Source organism: Curtobacterium sp. TC1 (assembly GCF_019844075.1).
GTDB lineage: Bacteria > Actinomycetota > Actinomycetes > Actinomycetales > Microbacteriaceae > Curtobacterium.
The window spans coordinates 1,908,874-1,931,754 of sequence record NZ_CP081964.1 but is presented as its reverse complement, the minus strand read 5'-3'; the positions used below and the strand labels follow the sequence as shown (position 1 = coordinate 1,931,754).

Here is a 22,881-nt window from a genome sequence, read left to right as displayed (position 1 = left end):
GGCGGACGGGAGGCCCGTGGCGGATCCGCCACGGGCCTCCCGTCCGTCTCCCACTCGTCACGCATGCCGTCCTCTGGAATACCAGTCCGGATCCGTGCCAGGATGGTGCGGTCAGCACCAGGGGGGAATGACGATGGCGAAGATCCACGGGAACGATCCGACCGGTTACTCGTACAGCGCGGCGGATGCGCTGAAATCGGCCTCGACGGCGCTCGCGTCGTCGATCGGCGGCCAGTCCGGTTCGCGCTCGTCATCGGTGACGACTGCGCGTGCGGAGTTCCGCGGGTACTTCTCCGAGGTCTTCGCGGACAACGCCGACATCGGTTCGCGCAGCGCGACGAAGCTCGTCGAGTCGCTGCAGAGCCTGTCGGGGTTCGTGCAGCAGCTGCGCGACGCCGCGAAGGACGAGGACGACCGGCGGAAGCAGGCGAAGGAGTGGACCGCCCGCAAGCGTGAACGCGAGGAGAACTTCCTCGTCGCCGCCGGGCACGAGGTCTCGACGTGGTTCGGCGGGGGCGACGACCCGAAGCCGCCGGAGCCCGAGCCGGAGCCACGACTGCAGGCGGACGAGGTCAGCGTCACGGGGCGGGAGTTCCCGGCGGGCGGCGGGACCAGCGGTGGGACGTCGTCCGCCGTCCCCGCGGACCTCCGCTCCTTCGAGGCGAACACCCGGACACTCGACGCCGATCTGTCCGGCGCCGTCTCGACGTTCCGGAACGCCCTGAGCGACTACGAGGCCGAGTGCAACCCGTGCTGGGGCACCCTGAACGCCCAGTCGCTGCTGACCGCGGTGACCGACTGGCTCACGGCGAACGGGAAGGACGCCGACTGGGCGGGCACCGTCGCAGCGCAGTTCGAGGCCGCCGGTGGTGGTGCCGGGCCCGCGACGCTGTCGGACGCGGCGATCGCGGCCGCCCTGTCCTCGGCGGGGATCGACGCCGGACGTGACGACTTCACCATCGGACCGTTCTCGGCGATGGGGACGCCCCCGACCAACGGGTTCGCCGACGACCCGGTGAACACCGCGACAGGGAACTTCCTCGAGCCCGAGACCGACCTGTCCTTCGCGGGGCAGGCCGCGTCGCTCCGGCTCACCCGGATGTACAACTCGCTCGACAGCCGCATCGGGGTGTTCGGGATCGGATGGTCCTCGATCCTCGACGTCCGGCTCGAGATCAGTGACGAAGCCGCCTCGGTCGTGCTCGACGACGGTCGGCAGGTCGACTTCCCGCGACAGGGGGACGGGTGGAGCCGCGGCGTCGGCGAGGACCTGTGGCTCCGGGCCGAACAGGACTCGCTCGTCGTCCGGGACAACGCCGGCGGTCGGTGGGCGTTCACGCCGTCCGGACTGTGGCTGAGCAGCGATCGTGGAGCGGGCACCGCCGTGACCGTGCGACGCGACGAGCAGGACCGGATCACCCGGCTCGCGCACGTGTTCGGGCGGTTCGTCGACATCGAGTACCGCGCCGACCGGGTGGCGTCGGTGACGGCGTCGGACGGGCGACGCGTCGACTACCACTACGACGACGTCCGCCGGCTGGTCCGGGCGACCGATGCCGTCGGCAGTCGCGGGTACCGCTGGAACGCGGACGGCCTGATCGACCGGGTGACCGCTGCGACGGGGGTCATCGAGTGCGAGAACACCTACGACGACCGCGGCCGGGTCGTCGAGCAGCGCACACCGTTCGGTCGACGGGTCCGGTTCTCGTACCTGCCGGGTCGGGTTACCTCGGTCTCCGACGTCGACGGCGACCACGCGAACACCTGGATCGCCGACCGGAAGGGCCGCGTCGTCGGGATCATCGACACCGACGGGCAGCGCCAGTCGATGTCGTACGACCCGCACGGCAACCTCGTCTCGGTGACCGAGCGCGATGGTCAGGTGACCGTCCACGGGTACGACGACCGCGGGCGTCGGGTCCGGACCGTGACGCCGGAGGGCGCCGACATCACCTTCGGGTACGACGAGCAGGACCGCATGACCACGGTGGTCACCGCGAACGGCGGGGTCGCCGAGTACGAGTACACGGGCGACGACCGGAACCCGTCGGCCGTCGTCGATCCCGTCGGCGGACGCACGCTGCTCGACTGGCAGGACGGGGTGCTCGTCCGCACCACCGATCCGACGGGCGTCGTCGTCACGTTCCACCACGACGTGTCCGGTGAGCTCGTCGGCGTCGAGAACGCCGTCGGCGACACCGCGCGGTTGGTGCGCGACTCCGGAGGCCGGATCGTCGAGGCTGTCACACCGCTCGGCCACCGGACCCGGTACCGCTACGACGCCGCCGGGCTGCTCACCGCGCGCGAGGATCCGGACGGCGGACTGTGGCGGTTCGAGCACGGCGACGGCGGCCGGGTCACCGCGACGATCGATCCGACCGGTGCCCGCACCGAGGTCACCTACGGCCAGCACGGCGAGATCGTGTCCACCACAGATCCCCTCGGTCGCGTCGTGACGAAGGACTTCGACGCCTTCGGCAACGTCTCGACGATGACCCTGCCCGACGGCGCCGAGTGGGCGTTCGTCCACGACGCGCTCTCGCGGCTCGAAGCCGTGGTCGACCCGGCCGGTGGCACCTGGACACGCGAGTACGACGCGGTCGGAGCCCTCGACGCCACGGTCGACCCGACCGGTGTCCGCACCGAGGTGGGGCACTCGCGCACGGACGGCGTCTCCACGGTCCGCGACGCCTTCGACGCCGTGTCCGTCACGACCGACGAGTTCGGGCGTCCGACCCGGCTCGAGCACGCGGATTCCTCTGCTGAGCTGACGACGTACGACGCTTGCGGCCGCCCGGTCGAGCTCGTCGACGCGAACGGTGGGCTCACCCGCATCGAACGTGACCTCGCCGGACGCGTCGTCGCCGTCACCACCCCGGCGGGCCGCACCACCCGGTACGAGTACGACGCGTGCGGCCGACCGGTCTCCGCGATCGATCCCGCCGGCGCACGCACCACGCTGACCTACGACGCCGATTCGCGGGTCGTCGCGCGCACCCTGCCGACCGGCGAGGTCGCTCGGACCGAGTACGACCGCCAGGGTCGAGTCGTCCACGCCGACGTCCCCGGGGTCGACACCGTCCGGTACCGGTACGACCGGGTCGGTCGCGTGGTCTCGGCGCGGGACACCCGCTTCGGCCAGCGGACCTTCCGGTACGACGCCGCCGGACAGCTCGTCGCCGCGGTGAACGGGCTCGGCGGCACCACCCGCTACGAGTACGACCAGCGTGGACGACTCGTCCGCACCGTCGATCCGATGGGTGGCGTGACCATCCGGACGTACACGCAGCTCGACGAGGTGGCCTCGTCCACGGATCAGCTCGGGCGCACGACGACGGCGACCTACGACGCTGCCGGACGACAGCTCACCCAGACCGATCCGGACGGCACCGTGCTGCGGTGGGAGTACGACGCGGCCGGTCGGGAATCCGCGCAGTACGCCGGCGACCGTCTGATCGGCCGCATCGACCGCGATGCCCGCGCCCGCACGGTGACGATCACCGATGAGACCCGTCCGGGCTCCCCCACTGCACACGTCCTCGAGTTCAGCCGGCTGGGCCAGCTCGTCCGACGCTCGACCGGCGCGCGCGAAACGCGGTGGACCCACGACGCCGACGGACTCCGCACCTCGGTGCAGTCCCCCGACGGGTCCACGACCCGGTACGAGCACGACGCCACCGGACGGGTCGTCCGGGTCGAGCACTCCGCATTCGGCGAGGCCCGGTACGAACACGACGCAGCCGGTCGGATGCTGCAGGCCCGGGCCGGCGACCAGTTGCAGACCTGGGAGTACGCGAACGGACACGTCGTCCGGCACGCGCGCATCGACTCGGACGGCACGCACCTCAGCACCATCGGGCGCGACGCCGACGGGCGCATCACCCGGGTCGACGGACCCGGCGGCAGCACCACCTACGAGCACGACGATGCCGCGCAGCTGGTGGCGTCCGTCCAGGACGGCAATCGCACCGGTTGGGTGTACGACGGAGCGGGTCGCCTGGTCGAGGAACGAACGGACTCCGGGACCCGACGGTTCTCGTACGACGCCGCCGGACAGCTGACCAGGGTCGACGCCCCGGACGGGGCGCCCGAGGTGGAGTACGCCTACGACGGCGCAGGTCGACGGATCCAGGCGCTCCGAGCCGACGGCGTGACGACCACGTACGCCTGGACCCCGCAGGGTCACCTCACCGGGGTGGCGGAGACCACCGCGGCGGGCAGCACCACGACCCACCTGCACGTCGACGCCCTCGGTGAACTCGCCGATGTCGACGGCGTCCCGATCGACTGGGACACCGCCGCGTTCGCGCCGACGCTCCTCGCTGTCGGCGACACCCCGGTCGTCCGCGCTCCCGGTGGTCTCACCGGGACGGACGACCGGTGGATCACCAGCGGTCGGCGCACCACGAGAGCAGCCGACGACGCCGACCCGTGGCAGACGCTCGTCGACCTCGGCGGCTCTGGCCTGCCCGGCGGGATCGCCCTCGGCGCCGACGGTTCGCTGCAGGTCGCCAGCCTGGAGTGGATGGGTGCCCGCGCCTACGACTCGTCGTCGCGCGGCTTCCTGTCCGTCGACCCGGTCGCCGCGCCCGCCGGAGCAGCCTGGGCGGGCAACCCCTACTCGTTCGCCGGCAACGATCCGCTGCACGCCATCGACCCGCTCGGTCTCGCGCCCGTCACCGACGCGGAGCTGGAGGCCTACGCGGCGGCCGAACAGGGTCCGCTCGCCCGAGCGGCTGCGGCCACCGGCGACTGGTTCGCGGACAACTGGGAGTACGTCGCCGGCGGCGCGATGGTCGTCGCGGGCGGTGTGCTCGTCGCCACCGGCGTCGGCGGTCCGGTCGGCGCGATGCTCATCAGCGCCGGTGCCGACACCATCATCCAGAAGGCCACCACCGGCGAGGTCAACTGGGGCCAGGTCGCCGTCAGCGGGGCCTTCGGCGCCGTCGGGGGTGGTGCCGGAGCCCTGATCGGCAAGCAGCTGGTCAAGAACGCAGCAGAAGGTGCGGCCGAGAACGTCGCGAACTACGCGGTGAGCGGCCAGCCGGTGACCCCGGGTGGTCTACTCCGGAACGCTGCCGAGGGTGCGGCGACGTCGGCGGCGACCGGCGGCACGATGTCGAAGGTGCATCTGCCGACGGCGGTGAACAAGCTCGGCGACGAGCTCCCCACGCCCTTCGAAGGTCAGAAGATCTACCGTGTCTACGGCGGAGATGCTCAGGCGACCGGTGCCTCATGGTCGCCGTCCCACCCTGGTTCTGTTGCCAACTACCGCGACGTCGCAGGACTACCGTCAGGGAAGACTGGGCCCGATTACAGCGTGAACTCGGGGCGGTTCCTGCTCGAAGGGACGTTGCGCGACCCCAGCGCGGTGGTGAAGACGAGGGCAGCGCTTCCCCTGGACGGCAACCGAGGCGGACTTGACGAGTACATCATCCCGAACGGCATCGAGAATGGCGCCATCCAACTCGATCGCGTCAGCGGCATCAATCCGGAGTTCTGACATGCAAGAAGTCTTCTTTCTCTCGTCCATGGACAGCAAGCGGTTCTCGTCTGTCTTCCGGTGCGAAGTGCAACGACCGATCGAGCTACCGAACGGTCACCATGCGCTGATGGTCAGCTGCGATCCGCCGCTGAACGGTCAGGAGCTCGGCCACCCGCTGGGCGTCGGCGAGCTGTTGCTCTGGAGTCGCTTCGAAGACGAAGACCTCTGGACCTTCCCCACCTTCCCGCACTTCGTGCAGATCTGTCTCCCTGACGTCGATCTGCCTGTCCATGCCATGCCTCCGAGCATCGCATGGGGCGAGATCTACAAGACCGAGGCAGACGCGCACGCCCACGAGATGAGCGCTCGCCCGCGCTCCTCGACGAAGTGATCGATATGGGAACATCGATCCTTGAGTTGACCAATCCAAGTCGTTGGATCGATACGAAATCCGCCAAGAGGCCGCGGCGTGATCCTCAGCACAGATCTCGAGCCGTACCGGAGCAGGGTAGTTCCCGGGCCTGACGAGTTCGGTGAGTCCGAAGTCCTCATCCGCGGAGTCGTCCGTGGCGCAAAGGTGGAGCGGTACGCGAGTTGAGCGAAGTCATGACTGTCGAGGTGCTCGAAGGGATGATCGAGCGCTCGGGATTGAACGTTCCAGCAGATGCACTGACCCTGTTGACAGAACTGCCACCTGAACAGGAATTGTTTGTAGACCAGTTCGAGGCAGCAGAATTCGAGAGAATGGTGCGGGACAATTACCTGGTTCGAGCTCCGAACTTAGTTGAACTTCTAGCGCCAGTGCGTGATCTTGGCAATGGACCGATCCTGTTTTGCCAGGCCGAGGCGGGCGAGCGGATCGCGTCCTTCGTCGTAGACGCCGAACACCAAGTTCCGCTCGCAGCGACATACATCGATCGGGCACCGACGCAAAAAACAATCTCCGTAGGAGCACTTCGTCCTCTCTTGAAGGAATTGACAACCCCGGCCACTTTGAAGGCGTCCGCGGCGCTTCTGCCTCAAGCCTGTGAAAAAGATCTCCGACTCAGCGTACAGGACGCCTCGAGCATCGCGCGGACACTTTTGACGAAGTACAACTTGGCCAGGGAGAAAGGTGTCGTAGTGATTGGGTTGGAAGAATTCACGACGAATCTCGCTCTCCTCGGTTCCACCGAGGTTCGCCTGTGTTTCGTGTGGCTTGAGGACTCCCTCGTGACTGTCGCACTCGAAAAGGAAAGGGACCAGGTGATGGGTGCGCTGTTCGTCACCAACTTCATCGGGAAACCAGGCGAACGTTGAGAACCAGTCTGGTCGCGGCCGATGACGACACCGTGTATCACCCGCGACGGCGGATCCAGTTGTGCGCATCGATTCTGTCGACAGCACCACGGTGACAATCGTCTTCGACGAGGCAGCGGTCAACCCGACGATGAGATTGGACGACTTCCTGGGGCGGTGTTCCGCAACCTTGACGAATCCATGTACGCTTTCCGGAGCGGTAAGTACGTCGTTTGGCCAAAAGAAACGGAGATGACATGCGCCTGTCCGTTGTGGGAGAAACCGTCAATTTCATCGGAATCGACCACATGGTCACGTTGCGCTTCTCCAACGGTGCAAGCACGGCTTTCGAATCCACATTCACGGTGCGTGAGCCGAGCGGAGCCATTTCCCAAGTTGCCCCGGACGGCGACAAGTCTTCGCTCGTTCCAGCCTTGCGTCTGCACACCCAGACGGTAATCGAGGCCCGGATCGACGAAAGCTCTCTGGAGCTGACCTTCTCCAGCGGAGTCGTGCTGAGAGCCGATCCTGACGCGCAGTACGAGTCTTGGCACTACACCGGCCCGGAGAGACCGCCGGTGCGGGTGATCGCTCTCGGGGGCGGAGATCTGTTCACCTCGATCCCAGACGACGAAGATGACCGAGCTGAATAACGCTGAGGGCTGACGATGACCAGAACACAGCCAGACCTCTCGATCGCACACCTTCGAGCGGTCACCTGCAGGACGACCATCGAACCACCCGGCGGTGTCGTCTCGATGATCGCCGCGATCCCGGCCGACGCTGAGGTGCACTGCGACGCTGTCCCCTCGGACTTCACCGGTGCAGTCCGACGGCACTCCACGAAGAAGGAAGACCCTCTCCGACCGTTCATCGGTCCACTCGACGCCTTCGCGGACACGCTCGGTGACTACGCACCCTCGTCTCGCTCGGTCAGACCCCGATCGTCAGCGGGATCAATGAAACGCCTCACGAGAAGGCTGCGGATCATCGTCATGCCGAGCGAGGGGCCCGCGATCTGGCTCACCAACGCCTGATGACCGGCCGACGAGAGGCCGCTCAGCGATTCTGGTTCTTCCGGAGGGGCCCTCACACGAGGGGCCGCTGCCTGGCTTCCGGGACGTGTTCGAATCGTTGAACCTCACGCCCCTGTACTGGCTCGTCACGGAGCTCGACATGGTCATGCAACCGAGCTCGACTGTCGACGTGCACGAGTGGGACCGGCGACTCATGGCAGCGTCGGGACCCGGGCTGTGGTTCTCGCACGACGAGATGCTGACGCTCGTCCAGGAGAACCACCAGATGATCGACTGCGAGTTCTTCGGCGTTCCCGTCGCCGCCGGACCCGATCCGGCGCAGGCAGTGCTCCGCATCGACTTCTTCGACAGCACTGAAGTCACCGTGTGCATCGACGGATCAGTCATCGAGATCTCGAACGCGATCGAGCGGGCTCTCGGACCCGCGGTGGCTTCGCACGTGGTCGGCAGTCGGGAGGGCGACACCACGGCACACCACATCGCGGCGATCCTGCGGACGTGCTTTGACGCGTCGCCGGACCCCAGGTCCGCCTTGCTGCGCGACCAGGTCGAGGCGGTGCGGACCGTCGACGAGTCGGTCCCGCGGATCTTCGACATCGTGCTCGCCGAGGCACCTCGGTCCGACTACGCCGACGGTCCTCTCCCATGGGCCGTGTACTACTGCTCCGACGAGGCCCCCCTCGCGGGCGAGGTACTCGTCTGGATGCTCGAGGGTCGCATCAACTTCGTCGAGCTCCCGTGGTTCACCACCGACATGCCGGCCGAGCTGCCTCGACCGGACCAGCTCATCCTCACATCCACCGACGAAGACGGAGTCCGCGATGTTCGGTAGACGGAGCAAGCCCGATCGGTCGACGCAGCAGTTTCACCAGGCCGACAGCGGCGCACAACTGTTCGCGCAGCTCCTGACCGAGACGCGCGCTGACCCCGAAACGTTGTTCACAATCGAAGTCGTCGACCACGGATGGCCGGGTCGGGACCTCGACGAGCGCGCACGCCAGCTCCGGCGCACCAGGGTGCCACGGACACCACTCGCGGCACCGGATCCAAGGGGACCCAGCACCCCCTCCGGGACAGCCAGTGTGTTCTCCCCATGCAGCCGTCCGCCGTTCGCGGCCGCCGCTGGCGACGTCTTCCTCATACCGGACGGAGCGGGCGGTGTTTTGCTCGGGCACGTGATATCGGAACATTTCGATGCCGTCTACGTCGCCGTCTTCCAACGTCCCGAAGAAGTACCGCCGCCGGCGGATCCGCTCGTGGTGCTCGCGACGCAGCCCGTCATCGCCGGACTGACCCTGCCGGCGCGGTTCCAGCCAGGCATGTGGGAGGTCGTCGGCACCACGACGCCCGACTCTGACCGGCTCCTCCCCGCGTACTCCTGGGGCACTGCCACCGACGTCGAACACGTCACGGATTTCTCCGGCAAGAGGTCGCGGCCGGCGAGCGAGGTCGAGGCAGAGACCGTCCCCCATCGGATGGTCGTATCCCCGTTCTTCGTCGACATCGCCGTCCGTGCGGTGGTAGGCCTGGTCGACTGGCACCCGGACTTCGAACACCTGCGATACCGGGCTACGCCACGGTCAGTCGATCTCTTCCCACGGACCTGACGTGCGGGCGTGCGGCGCAAGCATCGCCGTCCTCCCAGCCTTCTTCCCACACCGTGCCGAGTGCCGGCCCATGTCTTTTTACCGTTCTGCGCGCTCGGCGGACCAGGGGTCACCGAAGTGGCGACGACATGAGCAGGTAACGGACGGGAGGCGCGGTGCCAGCTGGCACCGCGCCTCCCGTCCGTCTGCTCTTGCGCCTACCGCGCGCTGGCCGCCCCGCGCCGCTGGACCACCTCGGTGAGCCACGCGAGGATCCGGGCGTCGAACCAGTCGGCGTCGTGGTTCCAGAGCTTGGTGTGCCGGGCCGTGGTCTGCACCTCGAGCCGCACCAGGTCGGGTCGGGCGCGGGCCAGGTCATGCGATGCCGAGGACGGCACGAACCCGTCGTCGTCACTGTGCAGGAGCAGGATCGGCACCGTGAGCTCGGCGGACCGCGTGACCATGTCGAGCTCGCGCAGGTCGACGGGCCGCTGCAGCCCCGCCAACCGGTGGAGCACCGGCGTTCGGAGCAGGCGCTGCGCGACCTTGCGGACCGGCCGCGGCAGTCCTATCAACTGACTCTGCGACTTGAGCACCGCGTGCCAGTCGACGACGGGCGACTCGAGCACCACGCCGTCGACGAGCCCGGCGAAGCGCGAGCGCAACAGGGTCTGGAGCACGACAGCACCGCCCATCGACCACCCCATCAGCACGACGCTCTGAGCGTTCTGCGCACTGAGCCATCGGAGGACGGCGTCGACGTCCTCCCACTCGGTGCTGCCGAGGCCGTACCGGCCGTCGACGCTCGGCGGTGCGACGCCGTCGTTCCGCCACGACGCGAGCACGACCGAGTAGCCGGCGGCGCGGAACACCGGGACGGCGCGGATGGTCTCGGCGCGGGTGACGCCGCGCCCGTGCACCAGGACGGCCCACGGGGCATCCGAGTCGTCGGCACGGACGACCCAGGCGGGTGCAGGCCCGTTCGGGGTGGGGATGTCGATGTCCTCGACGGGTACGTCGAGTTCGCCGGGGGTCAGGTAGAACCAGCCGCCCCAGCGGCCGCGGCGTGCAGCGGTCGGGTCGCCGGCGTCGATCGCGATGATGCGGCGCGTGACGGTGGTGTCGGTGGCGCCGAGGACCTCACCGACGCGCATGTGCCCGGTGCCGGCGCCGAACCAGAGGGAGTAGCGGCCCTGCAGCTCGGTGTCGGCGGTCCGCTCGATGGTCACGGTCATCCGGACCGGGTCGACGGCGTGGATCGGGACGCGTTCGGTGCGCTTGCGGTCTGGGGTGACGACGGCGCGGGCGACGGCGGCGACGAAGCCACCGATGACGGCCGTTCCCACCGCGGCGGCGGCCAGACCGGCGCCGAGTGCGATGAACCCGGCCGATCGTGCGGTCTCCTGGACGGCGTCCTCGGCGGGTCGCGCGGATCGGGACATGGCCCGGAGCCTAGTCTGCATGTGTGTCCGAAACCCGAGAGCCCGACGCCTTCGCGCGGCTCCGCGCGTTCGTGTCCTCCGGCAGCAGCCGCTCCGAGACCACCGTCACCGAGATCCCCTCGCCCACGCGGATCGCACCGTTCTCGATCGCCCTGGCGGCGGACGTGTCCGGCACCGCGCACGGCGTCGAGTCGGACCTCGGCACCGGGCGCTTCATCGCCCTGTACGACCCCGAAGAACCCGAGGGCTGGGGCGGCGCGTTCCGGGTGGTCTCGTTCGCGCAAGCACCACTCGAACCCGAGATCGGCGTCGACGAGTTCGTTGCCGACGTCACGTGGAGCTGGCTCGTCGACGCACTCGAGACGCACGGCGCCGAGTACGACCACGCCTCGGGCACGGCCACCAAGATCATCTCGCGCGGGTACGGCGACCTCGCCGCACAGGGCGACGGCGCCCAGCTGGAACTCCGCGCATCGTGGACGCCGCGCGGTGACGACCTCACCGCGCACGTCAGGGCGTGGCAGGACATCGTCGCCATGCTCGCCGGTCTGCCTCCTGCCTCGGACGGCGTGACCCTGTTGGCCCCGAGGAGGCTCGCCAAGTGACCGACCCCGTCAGTTCGACCCCCGGTGCACCGGACCCCGCGTTCGAGGACTCGCACGAAGCCGTCAAGGTCATCGAGTCGCGCGACGACTACCTGGCCGCCGTCGCGGCGATCGCTGCGGGTCACGGCCCCGTCGCCGTCGACGCCGAGCGCGCCAGCGGCTACCGCTACTCGCAGCGCGCCTACCTGATCCAGGTGTTCCGCCGCGGTGCCGGCGCGTACCTGTTCGACCCGATCCCGATCGGCGACTTCTCCGAGCTGCAGGCGGCCATCGTCGACGAGGAGTGGCTCTTCCACGCCGCGTCGCAGGACCTGCCGTGCCTGCAGGAGGTCGGCCTCGTCCCGACCCGCATCTTCGACACCGAACTCGGCGCACGCATCGCCGGGTTCCCCCGGGTCGGCCTCGGCGCGGTCGTCGAGCAGCTGCTCGGGATCACGCTCGCCAAAGCGCACTCGGCGGCCGACTGGTCGACCCGACCGCTGCCGCAGTCGTGGCTCGTGTACGCATCGCTCGACGTCGAACTCCTGCCGGACCTGCGCGACGCCCTCGCCGCGAAACTCGACGAGGCCGGCAAGTCCCGCATCGCGGAAGAGGAGTTCGACGCGGTGCTGCACCGCGCCCCGAAGCCCGTCCGCGCCGAGCCGTGGCGCCGGCTGTCCGGCATGCACGCGCTCCGTGGCGCCCGCGCGCTCGCGATCGCCCGGTCGCTCTGGCTCGCCCGCGACGAGTACGCCCGCGCGGCCGACATCGCTCCCGGGCGCACCATCCCCGACGCCGCGATCGTCGCAGCGGCCGCCGCCGCACCCGCGTCGCGCGCCGAACTCGGCGGTCTGAAGGCGTTCACGGGGCGGGCCAGCCGGTCCGAGCTCGACCGATGGTGGGCCGCGGTGGACGAGGGCCGGACGACCGAGGACCTGCCGAAGCTCCGCGGATCCGGCGAGGCCACGCTCCCGCCGCCCCGCGCCTGGGCCGACCGCAATCCCGCGGCCGACCGCCGGTACAAGGCCGCCCGTGCTGCGGTGACGAAGCGGTCCGAGGAGCTCGACATCCCACTCGAGAACCTGCTCACCCCGGAGACCCTCCGGGTGGTGTCGTGGGCACCGCCGTCGCCACCGTCGACCGAGCTGGTCGGGGCTGCCCTCGCCGCGCACGAGGCCCGTCCGTGGCAGGTGGAGGAACTGGCCTCGGTCATCGCCTCGGCCTTTGTCGCTGCTGCACAGCAGCCCGCGGCGACGGATGACGTCGAGTCGTAGGAACCGCCCAACCGGCATGCGGCCGCCCAGCCTGGGGGCATAGCGTCGGGAGCGTCGCCGGGCGAGGCCCGGCCGGCCGGAGCGACCAGCGTTCCGGCCCGATCGAAGAGGATCTGGGAGGCCCGGATTGCCAAAGGCATCAGACGTCGTGTTCGTGGACGGAGTACGGACGCCGTTCGGACGAGCCGGCGAGAAGGGGGTGTTCTGGAAGACCCGGTCCGACGACCTCGCGGTGCACGCGATGCGCGGACTGCTCGACCGGAACGCCTCGCTCGACACCGCAGCGGTGGACGACGTCGCCGTCGCGGCGACCACGCAGCAGGGTGACCAGGGACTGACCCTCGGCCGCACCGTCGGCATGCTGGCCGGCCTGCCGAAGTCGGTCCCGGGGTACGCGATCGACCGCATGTGCGCCGGTGCCATGACGAGCGTCACGACGCTCGCGGGTGCCATCGCCTTCGGTGCCGCGGACATCGCGATCGCCGGCGGCGTCGAGCACATGGGACGCCACCCGATGGGCTTCAACTCCGACCCGAACCCGCGGTTCATCGCCGAGCGCATGGTGTCCAGCGACGCACTGGTCATGGGTTCCACCGCCGAGCGCCTGCACGACCGCTTCCCGGCGATCACGAAGGACCGCACGGACGCCTACGCCGTCCAGTCGCAGCAGCGCTACGCCGCCGCCTGGGCAGCCGGCAAGCTGCAGCCGGACGTGATCCCGGTCGAGGTGAACAAGGGCGACGGCTGGGACGTCGTCAGCACCGACGAGCCGCCGCGTCCGGGCACGACGCTCGAGGCACTGGCCGCGCTGAAGACGCCCTTCCGCCCGCACGGACGGGTCACCGCGGGCAACGCCGCCGGCCTCAACGACGGCGCGACGATGAGCCTGCTCGCCTCGGCCGAGGGCGCCAAGGAGCACGGCCTGCCCACGAAGATGCGGATGGTCTCGTTCGCCTTCGCCGGCGTCGAGCCCGAGGTCATGGGTGTCGGCCCGGTCCCCGCCACCGACAAGGCGCTGTCGAAGGCCGGCCTGTCGATCGACGACATCGGCTTGTTCGAGATCAACGAGGCGTTCGCGGTGCAGGTGCTCGCGTTCCTCGACAACTACGGCATCGCCCAGGACTCCGCGAACGTCAACGCGTGGGGCGGCGCGATCGCCGTCGGCCACCCGCTGGCGTCGAGCGGTGTCCGACTGATGACGCAGCTCGCGGCGCAGTTCGCCGAGCGTCCGGACGTCCAGTACGGCATCACCACGATGTGCATCGGGCTCGGGCAGGGCGGCACCGTCATCTGGGAGAACCCCGGTTTCAGCAAGTCCGCAGCACGTTCGGCTCGGAAGGGGGCATGAGCATGACCACCGTCGACACCGACCGTCTGTCCGAACTCAGCGAGGACGAGGTCGTCACGCACTCGTTCGTCAAGCACGTCACGATGCCCTCCGGCGGCACCCTGGCGCTCATCACGCTCGACAACGGCAAGGACTACAAGCGTCCGAACACCCTCGGGCCGCGCACCCTCCAGGAACTCTCCGGGGTGCTCGACACCCTGAAGACCGAGGCGGCCGCCGGGACGATCCAGGGCGTCGCGATCACCGGCAAGGAGTACTGCTTCGCCGCCGGGGCCGACCTGTCCCAGGCCGCGGCGGTGCCCTCGCGCGAGGCCGCCCACGACCTGGCCGCCCTCGGGCACGCCACCCTCCGCAAGTTCTCCGACCTCGGGGTGCCGTCGTTCGCCTTCGTGAACACCCTGGCCCTCGGCGGTGGGCTCGAGATCGCCCTGCACTGCACGTACCGGGCGTTCTCGTCCGCCGCGCAGGGCATCGGCCTGCCCGAGGTCTTCCTCGGCATCATCCCCGGCTGGGGTGGTGCGACGCTCCTCCCCCGCCTGATCGGCCCCGAACGAGCGCTCCGCGTCATCGTCGAGAACCCCCTCAAGAACAACCGCCTGATGGACGGCCCGGCTGCGGTCGAGATCGGCATCGGCGACGTGCTCATCCCGTCGGTGACGTTCCTGCCCGCAGCGGTGGCCTGGGCCGACGGCGTCATCACCGGCGCGACCAAGGTGGTGCGCAAGAACGAGCCGGGCATGCTCGAGAAGGCTGCCTGGGGCACCGTCGTCAAGGTCGCGCGCGGGCAGGTGGCGTCGAAGATCGGCACCGTGCCGAAGTCGCCGTTCCGAGCGCTCGACCTCGTGGCCGCCGCTCGCGGCGGCTCGTTGGACGAGCGGTTCGCCGACGAGGACGACGCCCTCGCGGACCTGCTCTCCGGCGACCAGTTCGCCGCGTCGATGTACGCGTTCGACCTCGTGCAGAAGCGTGCGAAGAAGCCCGTCGGCGCTCCGCAGGGCGTCGAGCCGAAGAAGATCACGAAGGTCGGTGTCCTCGGCGCCGGGCTGATGGCGTCGCAGTTCGCGTTGCTGTTCGCCCGTCGCCTCGGCGTCCCCGTGGTGATCACCGACGTCGACCAGTCCCGCGTCGACGCCGGCGTGGAGCGCATCCGTGGCGAGGTCGCGAAGCTGCTCGACAAGGGCCGGATCTCCCCCGACGACGCCAACCGCATCACGGCCCTCGTCAGCGGCTCGGTGTCCTACGACGCCTTCGCCGATGCCGACTGGGTGATCGAGGCCGTCTTCGAGGAGATGACCGTCAAGCAGGAGGTCTTCCGGAAGATCGAGCAGGTCATCGCACCGGACGCCATCCTCGCCACCAACACCTCGTCGTTGTCGGTCTCCGAGATGGGCTCGGTGCTGTCCGACCCGTCGCGCCTGGTCGGGTTCCACTTCTTCAACCCGGTCGCCGTCATGCCGTTGCTCGAGGTCGTCCGCACCGCCGACACCTCCGACGAGACGCTCGTCACGGCACTCGCCGTCGCGAAGACGCTCAAGAAGACGGCGATCATCACGGCCGACCAGCCGGGCTTCGTCGTCAACAGGGTGCTCGCACGGGTCCTCGGTGAGGCCATGCGCGGCGTCGAGCAGGGCACCTCGTTCGACGTCGTGGCGGCCGGCGCCGCACCGCTGGGACTGCCGATGTCGCCGTTCGAGCTGCTCGAGCTCGTCGGTCTGCCGGTCGGGGCGCACGTGCTCGACTCGCATCACGCCGCGTGGCCGGAGCGCTTCTACCCCGGTGACGGGCTGAAGAAGATCGCCGAGCACGGGAAGATCCTCACCCGCGACAAGAAGGGCAACGCGACCGGGTACGACCCCGCCGCCGTCAAGCTCGTCGCGCCGTCCAAGAAGGACGCGAAGCCCGTCGACGCCGCAGCGATGCAGCAGCGCTTCGAGGACGCCCTGGCCGACGAGCTGCACCGCATGCTCGAGGACGAGGTCGTCCAGCACGTCGAGGAGATCGACCTCGGCCTGATCCTCGGTGCGGGCTACCCGTTCCAGGCCGGTGGGATCAGTCCCTACCTCGACCGCAGCGGTGCGTCCGAGCGCGTCTTCGGCGGGAGCTTCCACGACCCGCTGATCGTCGGCCCGGCTTCGCGCTAGGCGGCGCGAGTCCGTCCCGCACAACAGAAGTCACCCCGAACCGCGGATCGCCGTGGTTCGGGGTGATCTTGGTTGTGCGCGGCTGGCTCGCTGCGGTGTTGTCCACCGCCGTCGTGAGCCGCCGTCAACCGCCGACGCAGTCGTTGCTGCCGCTGAAGCACGGCGGGATCGACGGCCGTGGTGCCGACGGTTCGGGCGGCTCGTTGTCGTACGACGTGAAGTACGCGGCGCTGTGCGTCACGACGAGCACGTAGTCCGCCCCGCTCGCCCGGACGGCGTCATCACGTGGGTCGTCGCCGAGACCCGGTGCGGACTGCACGACGGAGGATCCCTCCGACTGCCACAGTCCGAGTGACCCGTCCCAACCGCGGACCCGCACGACCGCGAACCGGTCCTGCCCGAGGTCGCTGCCGAGTGCGATCGACTGCCGCCCACCGATGTCGACCAGGGACGGCGTCGATCCGTCCGGCTGGATCGCCTGTGCCACGAGGTCCTCGTCGGTCAGGCCGCCCGCGCGCAGCGCCGGACCGACGATGCGCACCGCGTCAGCCGGTGTGGTCGCACCGTCGATCGTGTACACCGCTCCGGCGTCGATCCGGCACGTCGTCCCCGAAGCGGGCTGGAAGAACCCGGCGTTGCTCGCGTTGCCGCACGAGTCGGTCCAGGTGGCATCGACCCGGTGGACTGCGGCGGTGCCCTTCCAGTCGACCACACGGTGCATCGTCTGTCTGGCGCCGACCCGGGCGTCGGCACCGAGCTCCGGCGCGACCGAACCGTCGTTCATCGTTGCGCACCCTGAGGACAGCGCCACCACGGCGAGACCGATCGCCACCGCCGTCGTCCTGAACCCCCGTCGCATGGGGCGATCCTGCCAGACGTCCCCGAGGGACATGCCCCTGACGGCATGGGTGACCTTCCGGCGCGACCCGCCTAGCGGTCCGCGGACTCCCGCGATCGCACGGGCTTCGCCTGCGGCAACTTCGTCCCGACGACCTGGTCGATGACGTCGCGGGCGATCGCCTGCGCCGTCAACCCGACGTCGGCGAGGATCTGCGACCGGGTCGCGTGGTCGATGAACTCGTCCGGCAGGCCCAACTCGTTCACGCCGGTGTCGACCCCGGCGGCCCGCAGGTCCTGCCGCAGTCGTGTGCCGACGCCGCCGACCCGCACGCCGTCCTCGATCGTGATGACCAGGCGGTGCGTCCTCGACAGCTCGATGAGCGACGACGGGATCGGCACCACCCAGCGCGGGTCGACGACGGTGACGCCGATGCCCTGCGCCTCGAGCAGCCCGGCGGCCTCGAGTGCGGTCGGCACCATCGAGCCGACGGCCACGAAGAGCACGTCGTCGACGCCGTCCGCGGCGGCGTGCAGCACGTCCACACCGTCGGGGAGACGACGGACCGCGGGGATGTCCGGCCCGACCTGCCCCTTCGACCAGCGCAGCACGGTGGGGGCGTCGTCGACGGCGATCGCCTCGCGAAACTCCTCACGCAGGGTCGCGGCGTCGCGCGGAGCCGCGATCCGGATCCCCGGCACGACCTGCAGCAGTGCAAGGTCCCACATGCCGTGGTGCGAGGGGCCGTCCGGCCCGGTGATCCCGGCGCGGTCGAGCACGAAGGTCACGCCGGCCTTGTGCAGGGCGACGTCCATCAGCACCTGGTCGAACGCACGGTTCAGGAACGTCGCGTAGAGCGCCACGACCGGGTGCAGGCCGCCGTAGGCCAGACCAGCTGCCGTGGTGACGGCGTGCTGCTCGGCGATGCCGACGTCGTACACGCGGTCGGGGTGCTGCTCCTGGAACAGGTGCAGCCCGGTCGGCCGGAGCATCGCCGCCGTGATCGCGACGATCCGGGGGTCGGAGTCACCGGCCGACGCCAGCGCCGATGCGAACACCGAGGTCCACGACGGCCCCGACGCGGCGTCGAGCGACTCCCCCGTTTCCGGGTCGATGTGTCCGACGGCGTGGAACTGGTCGGCCTGGTCGCGCAGGGCGGGTTCGAACCCGTGCCCCTTCTCGGTGATCGCGTGCACGATCGTCGGAGCACCGTAGGCCTTCGCCTGGCGGAGCGCCGCTTCCATCGCACGTTGATCGTGGCCGTTGACCGGGCCGATGTACTTGATGTCGAGGTTCGAGTACAGCGCCTCGTTGTTCGTGAACCGCGACAGGAACCCGTGCAGGCCCCCGCGCATCCCCCGGTAGACCGCACGTCCGGGGGCACCGAACCGGTCCGCCACCGCCCGCGAGGTCTCGTACAGCGCCCGGTACTCGCGCCGCGTCCGCATCGAGCTGAGGAACCGCGCCATGCCACCGATCGTCGGGGCGTAGGACCGGCCGTTGTCGTTGACCACGATGACCAGCCGGCGGTCGTTGTCGTCCGAGATGTTGTTGAGCGCCTCCCACGTCATCCCGCCGGTGAGGGCACCGTCACCGACGACCGCGACGACGGTGCGGTCGGTCTGGCCGGTCTGCCCGAAGGCACGGGAGATCCCGTCGGCCCAGGACAGCGACGACGACGCGTGCGAGGACTCGACGATGTCGTGCTCCGACTCGCTCCGCTGCGGGTAGCCGGCGATGCCGCCCCGCTCGCGCAGCTTCGAGAAGTCCTGCCGCCCGGTGACGAGCTTGTGCACGTACGACTGGTGGCCGGTGTCGAACACGAACGGGTCGTTCGGCGAGTCGAAGACCCGGTGCATCGCGAGCGTCAGCTCGACGACGCCGAGGTTCGGTCCGAGGTGCCCGCCGGTCTTCGCGACCTCGGCCACCAGGAACCGGCGGATCTCGGCGGCGAGGTCGGTCATCTGCGCGTCGGAGAGACGCTTCAGGTCGCGCGGCGACGTGATGCTGCTGAGCAGGCTCACGGGCGCTCCTTTCGTGGGGCTGTCCGCACACTCTATTCTCGGGACCCGACAACGGACGGGAGGCGCGGTGCCAGCTGGCACCGCGCCTCCAGGCCGGTCGTCGGTCGCGTCAGCGACCCGTGCTCACGTCGCTCAGACGAGCGAGCGGAGCACGTACTGCAGGATGCCGCCGTTGCGGTAGTAGTCGGCCTCACCCGGGGTGTCGATGCGGACGACCGCGTCGAACTCGACCGGCTGCTTGCCGGCGGGCGAGTGCTCGCTCGGCATCGCGGTGACGTGCACGGTCTTCGGGGTGCGACCCTCGTTCAGCTCGGTCAGGCCGGAGATCGAGACGACCTCGGTGCCGTCGAGTCCGAGGGACTCGACCGTCTCACCCGCCGGGAACTGCAGCGGGACCACACCCATGCCGATCAGGTTCGAGCGGTGGATCCGCTCGAAGCTCTCGGTGATGACGGCGCGGACGCCGAGCAGGTTCGTGCCCTTGGCCGCCCAGTCGCGCGACGAGCCCGAGCCGTACTCCTTGCCACCGAAGATGACGAGCGGGATGCCCTGCTCCTGGTAGTGCTGCGAGGCGTCGTAGATGAACGACTGCTCGCCGTCGGCGGTGGTGAAGTCACGGGTGTAGCCGCCCTCGACACCGTCCAGCAGCTGGTTGCGCAGACGGATGTTCGCGAACGTGCCGCGGATCATCACCTCGTGGTTGCCACGACGGGAACCGTAGGAGTTGAAGTCCTTGCGGTCCACGCCGTGCTCCGCCAGGTACTTGCCGGCCGGGCTGTCCGCCTTGATCGAACCGGCGGGCGAGATGTGGTCGGTCGTGACCGAGTCGCCGAGCTTCGCCAGCACGCGGGCGCCGGAGATGTCCGACACCGCGTCGGGCTGCATGGTCATGCCCTCGAAGTACGGGGGCTTCCGCACGTAGGTCGACTCCTGGTCCCACTCGAAGGTGTCGCCCGTGGGGGTCGGCAGGTTCTTCCAGCGGTCGTCGCCCTCGAACACGGAGCCGTACTCGTGGGTGAACATCGCGGTGTCGATCGACTCGTCGATGACCTGCTGCACCTCGGCCGCGTCGGGCCAGATGTCCTGCAGGTAGACGTCGTTGCCGTCCTGGTCCTGCCCGAGGGCGTCCTTGTCGAAGTCGAAGTGCATCGACCCGGCGAGGGCGTAGGCGATGACCAGCGGCGGGGACGCCAGGTAGTTCATCTTGACGTCGGGGTTGATCCGACCCTCGAAGTTGCGGTTCCCGGAGAGCACCGCGGTGACGGCGAGGTCGTTGTCCTGCACGGCCTGCGAGATCTCGTCCGGCAGCGGGCCCGAGTTGCCGATGCAGGTGGTGCAGCCGTAGCCCACCGTGTAGAAGCCGAGCTGCTCGAGGTAGGTCGTGAGACCGGCCTTCTCGTAGTAGTCGGTGACGACCTTGGAACCGGGCGCGAGCGTCGTCTTGACCCAGGGCTTCGAGGTGAGGCCCTTGGCGGCGGCGTTCCGCGCGAGGATGCCGGCCGCCATCATGACGGACGGGTTCGACGTGTTCGTGCACGACGTGATCGCGGCGATCGCGACGGCGCCGTGGTCGATCGTGAACGGGTCGGCCCCGTCCATCGCGACCTTCGTCGGGGCCGAGGCCGTCGACGGGGCGCTCGACACGTGGACGTGCTCGTGCAGGTCGGTGTCCTCGTTGGTGGAGCCCGCGGCGATCGGGTCGGAGGCCGGGAAGGTCTCCTCCACCGCGTCGTCGAGGTCGGTCTGCTCGCTCGGGGTCGTGTAGTTGTTCAGGTCGACCTCGAACTGGCTCTTCGCGTTCGTCAGCTCGATGCGGTCCTGGGGACGCTTCGGACCGGAGATCGACGGCACGACCGTGGAGAGGTCGAGCTCCATGTACTCGGAGTAGTTCGGCTCCACCGAGGCGTCGTGCCAGAGACCCTGGGCCTTGGAGTACGCCTCGACCAGGGCGATCTGCGCCTCGTCGCGACCGGTCAGGCGCAGGTAGTCGAGTGTGACGTCGTCGACCGGGAAGATCGCCGCCGTCGAACCGAACTCGGGCGACATGTTGCCGATGGTGGCGCGGTTCGCGAGCGGGACGGCGCTGACGCCCTCGCCGTAGAACTCGACGAACTTGCCGACGACGCCGTGCTTGCGGAGCTCCTGCGTGATGGTGAGCACCACGTCGGTCGCGGTCACGCCGGCCGGGATCTCGCCGGAGAGCTTGAAGCCGACCACCTTCGGGATGAGCATCGACACGGGCTGGCCGAGCATCGCGGCCTCGGCCTCGATGCCGCCGACGCCCCAGCCGAGCACGCCGAGCCCGTTCACCATCGTGGTGTGCGAGTCGGTACCGACGAGGGTGTCCGGGTAGGCGTACATCTCACCGTCGAAGTCCCGCGTGTAGGTGACCTTCGCCAGGTACTCGATGTTCACCTGGTGCACGATGCCGGTGCCCGGCGGGACGACCTTGAAGTCCTCGAACGCGGTCTGGCCCCAGCGGAGGAACTGGTAGCGCTCACCGTTCCGCTCGTACTCGAGGTCGGTGTTGCGCTGGAGTGCGTCCGTGCTGCCGAAGAGGTCGGCGATGACCGAGTGGTCGATGACCATCTCGGCCGGGGACAGCGGGTTGATCTTGTTCGGGTCGCCGCCGATGTCCGCCATGGCCTCGCGCATGGTGGCGAGGTCGACGATGCACGGCACACCCGTGAAGTCCTGCATCACGACGCGCGCCGGCGAGAACTGGATCTCGGTGTCCGGGTCGGCGTCGGGGCGCCAGGAGCCGAGCGCGCGGATCTGCGCCTCGGTGACGTTCTTGCCGTCCTCGGTGCGGAGGAGGTTCTCGAGCAGCACCTTGAGGCTGTACGGGAGCTTCTCGTGCCCGGGCACCGTGTCGATCCGGTGGATCGCGTAGTCGACACCCCCAACCGACAGTGTGTCCTTCGAGCCGAAGCTATTGACTGCAGCCACCGTGCCGCCTCCCTACTGATCGGTTTGCCCTCATCCTCGCGGGCCGTGGACCGTCCCACCAGCAAGGCAAACCTAATCCCGGGAACGCGTGCGCGCTCTCCGAGAACTATCTCGATGTCGAGACAACGCTACACCGTGGCGGCGTCGTCCCCTCGCACGAACACGGTCCGGACCAGCAGCCACGTGACCCAGAGCACGGCGGCGTAGAGCGGCACGCCGAGGATGAGCTTGAGGCCCGCCAGCAGCTCGACCTGGGCGGTGAGGTACAGCGGCACCTCGACGGCCAGGCGGAGCGCGAACAGCCCGACCCAGATCCAGGTGGCGACCGTGAGCACGCGGCGCTTGACCGGGTCGGCGCGCCAGTCGACGTGCGAGCCGTCCTCGTTCGCCGGCAGCAGGAACCCGACGACCAGACCGATGAGCGGCCACCGCACGGCCAACGAGACCAGGAGGCCGACCAGCCACACCGAGTTGATGACGATCCCCGGGATGAAGTTGCTCTCGGCACGCCCCGTGATGAGCGCGAGCCCGGCCGACACCGCGACGCCGAGGATGCCGGCGAAGGACATCGTCAGCGACTGCCGCTGCGCCAGGCGCAGTGCGACGAACACCAGACCGACCACCACGGGGATCACGACGCTCGGCACGAGCTCCTTCGTGATCGCGTAGACGACCAGGAACGCGAACCCGGGCAGCACCGACTCGGCCAGCCCACGGATCCCGCCGACCGCACCGAGCAGCGCACGGCCGGACGGTGCCTCGCCGGGAGCGACCCGGGCGATGCCGGCGTTCTGCACCGCGTCGCGGAACTGGGAGGAGAACGACGGCGCGACGGGCTCGGACCCGGCCGTCTCGGGTCGTGGGGTGTCGTCGTGTTCCGGCACCGTGCCTCCAG

The 22,881-nt window shown here is 69.3% G+C and carries 16 protein-coding genes; 11 read left to right on the top strand and 5 right to left on the bottom strand.

The window, feature by feature from the left end; translation table 11 throughout:
- Positions 1-133: 133 nt before the first annotated feature.
- From KZI27_RS10210 to KZI27_RS10180, 7 genes are all read left to right on the top strand, one after another.
- Positions 134-5,503, top strand: a complete 5,370-nt coding sequence (locus KZI27_RS10210; RefSeq protein ID WP_222661043.1) for a DUF6531 domain-containing protein — start codon at positions 134-136, stop codon at positions 5,501-5,503.
- A gap of 1 nt (position 5,504) precedes the next feature.
- Positions 5,505-5,876 carry a hypothetical protein gene (locus tag KZI27_RS10205; protein WP_222661041.1) on the top strand — a complete coding sequence of 124 codons (372 nt, stop codon included), beginning with the start codon at positions 5,505-5,507 and terminating at the stop codon, positions 5,874-5,876.
- A 203-nt stretch (positions 5,877-6,079) separates the two neighbouring features.
- Positions 6,080-6,784 (top strand): hypothetical protein, encoded by a 705-nt coding sequence (locus KZI27_RS10200; RefSeq protein ID WP_222661039.1) that lies wholly within the window; start codon positions 6,080-6,082, stop codon positions 6,782-6,784.
- 236 nt (positions 6,785-7,020) lie between these two features.
- Entirely contained in the window at positions 7,021-7,416 is a 396-nt protein-coding gene (locus KZI27_RS10195; RefSeq protein ID WP_222661036.1) for a DUF6188 family protein, read from the top strand.
- Between the two features lie 15 nt (positions 7,417-7,431).
- Complete coding sequence (locus KZI27_RS10190) at positions 7,432-7,800, top strand: hypothetical protein (protein WP_222661034.1); 369 nt, start codon at positions 7,432-7,434, stop codon at positions 7,798-7,800.
- An 85-nt stretch (positions 7,801-7,885) separates the two neighbouring features.
- Entirely contained in the window at positions 7,886-8,632 is a 747-nt protein-coding gene (locus KZI27_RS10185) for a hypothetical protein (RefSeq protein WP_222661033.1), read from the top strand.
- A complete protein-coding gene (locus tag KZI27_RS10180) occupies positions 8,622-9,407 on the top strand; it encodes an immunity 26/phosphotriesterase HocA family protein (protein WP_222661031.1) in 786 nt (261 codons plus the stop codon). The genes KZI27_RS10185 and KZI27_RS10180 overlap by 11 nt, the downstream gene beginning before the upstream one ends.
- A 197-nt stretch (positions 9,408-9,604) precedes the next feature.
- Here KZI27_RS10180 and KZI27_RS10175 read toward each other — a convergent pair whose 3' ends face one another.
- Positions 9,605-10,828, bottom strand: a complete 1,224-nt coding sequence (locus KZI27_RS10175) for an alpha/beta fold hydrolase (protein ID WP_222661029.1) — start codon at positions 10,826-10,828, stop codon at positions 9,605-9,607.
- Positions 10,829-10,851: 23 nt separating this feature from the next.
- Here KZI27_RS10175 and KZI27_RS10170 point away from each other — a divergent pair, with 23 nt between their 5' ends.
- The 4 genes from KZI27_RS10170 (at position 10,852) to KZI27_RS10155 (ending at position 16,175) form a co-directional block, all read left to right on the top strand.
- Positions 10,852-11,433 (top strand): DUF3000 domain-containing protein, encoded by a 582-nt coding sequence (locus KZI27_RS10170; RefSeq protein WP_123312757.1) that lies wholly within the window; start codon positions 10,852-10,854, stop codon positions 11,431-11,433.
- Positions 11,434-11,504: 71 nt separating this feature from the next.
- The gene (locus KZI27_RS10165; protein ID WP_222661307.1) at positions 11,505-12,686 is read left to right on the top strand and encodes an HRDC domain-containing protein; all 1,182 of its coding nucleotides are present in this window, start codon (positions 11,505-11,507) and stop codon (positions 12,684-12,686) included.
- A gap of 127 nt (positions 12,687-12,813) precedes the next feature.
- Positions 12,814-14,034: a thiolase family protein gene (locus tag KZI27_RS10160; protein ID WP_222661027.1), complete on the top strand. Its 1,221-nt coding sequence runs from the start codon at positions 12,814-12,816 to the stop codon at positions 14,032-14,034.
- On the top strand, positions 14,031-16,175 hold the full coding sequence (locus KZI27_RS10155; RefSeq protein ID WP_222661026.1) for a 3-hydroxyacyl-CoA dehydrogenase NAD-binding domain-containing protein: 2,145 nt from the start codon (positions 14,031-14,033) through the stop codon (positions 16,173-16,175). Before KZI27_RS10160 ends, KZI27_RS10155 begins: the two co-directional genes overlap by 4 nt.
- 124 nt (positions 16,176-16,299) lie before the next feature.
- Here the strand turns inward: KZI27_RS10155 and KZI27_RS10150 are convergent, their stop codons facing one another.
- The 4 genes from KZI27_RS10150 to KZI27_RS10135 all read right to left on the bottom strand — a co-directional run bounded on the left by KZI27_RS10150 (position 16,300) and on the right by KZI27_RS10135 (position 22,870).
- A complete protein-coding gene (locus KZI27_RS10150) occupies positions 16,300-17,034 on the bottom strand; it encodes a hypothetical protein (RefSeq protein ID WP_222661024.1) in 735 nt (244 codons plus the stop codon).
- A 71-nt stretch (positions 17,035-17,105) separates the two neighbouring features.
- Positions 17,106-19,037: a 1-deoxy-D-xylulose-5-phosphate synthase gene (gene dxs / locus KZI27_RS10145; protein WP_222661022.1), complete on the bottom strand. Its 1,932-nt coding sequence runs from the start codon at positions 19,035-19,037 to the stop codon at positions 17,106-17,108.
- Between the two features lie 132 nt (positions 19,038-19,169).
- Positions 19,170-21,986, bottom strand: coding sequence for an aconitate hydratase AcnA (gene acnA, locus KZI27_RS10140; protein WP_222661020.1), 2,817 nt, complete (start codon positions 21,984-21,986; stop codon positions 19,170-19,172).
- Positions 21,987-22,114: 128 nt separating this feature from the next.
- Complete coding sequence (locus KZI27_RS10135; RefSeq protein WP_222661018.1) at positions 22,115-22,870, bottom strand: DUF3159 domain-containing protein; 756 nt, start codon at positions 22,868-22,870, stop codon at positions 22,115-22,117.
- Positions 22,871-22,881 lie beyond the last annotated feature (11 nt).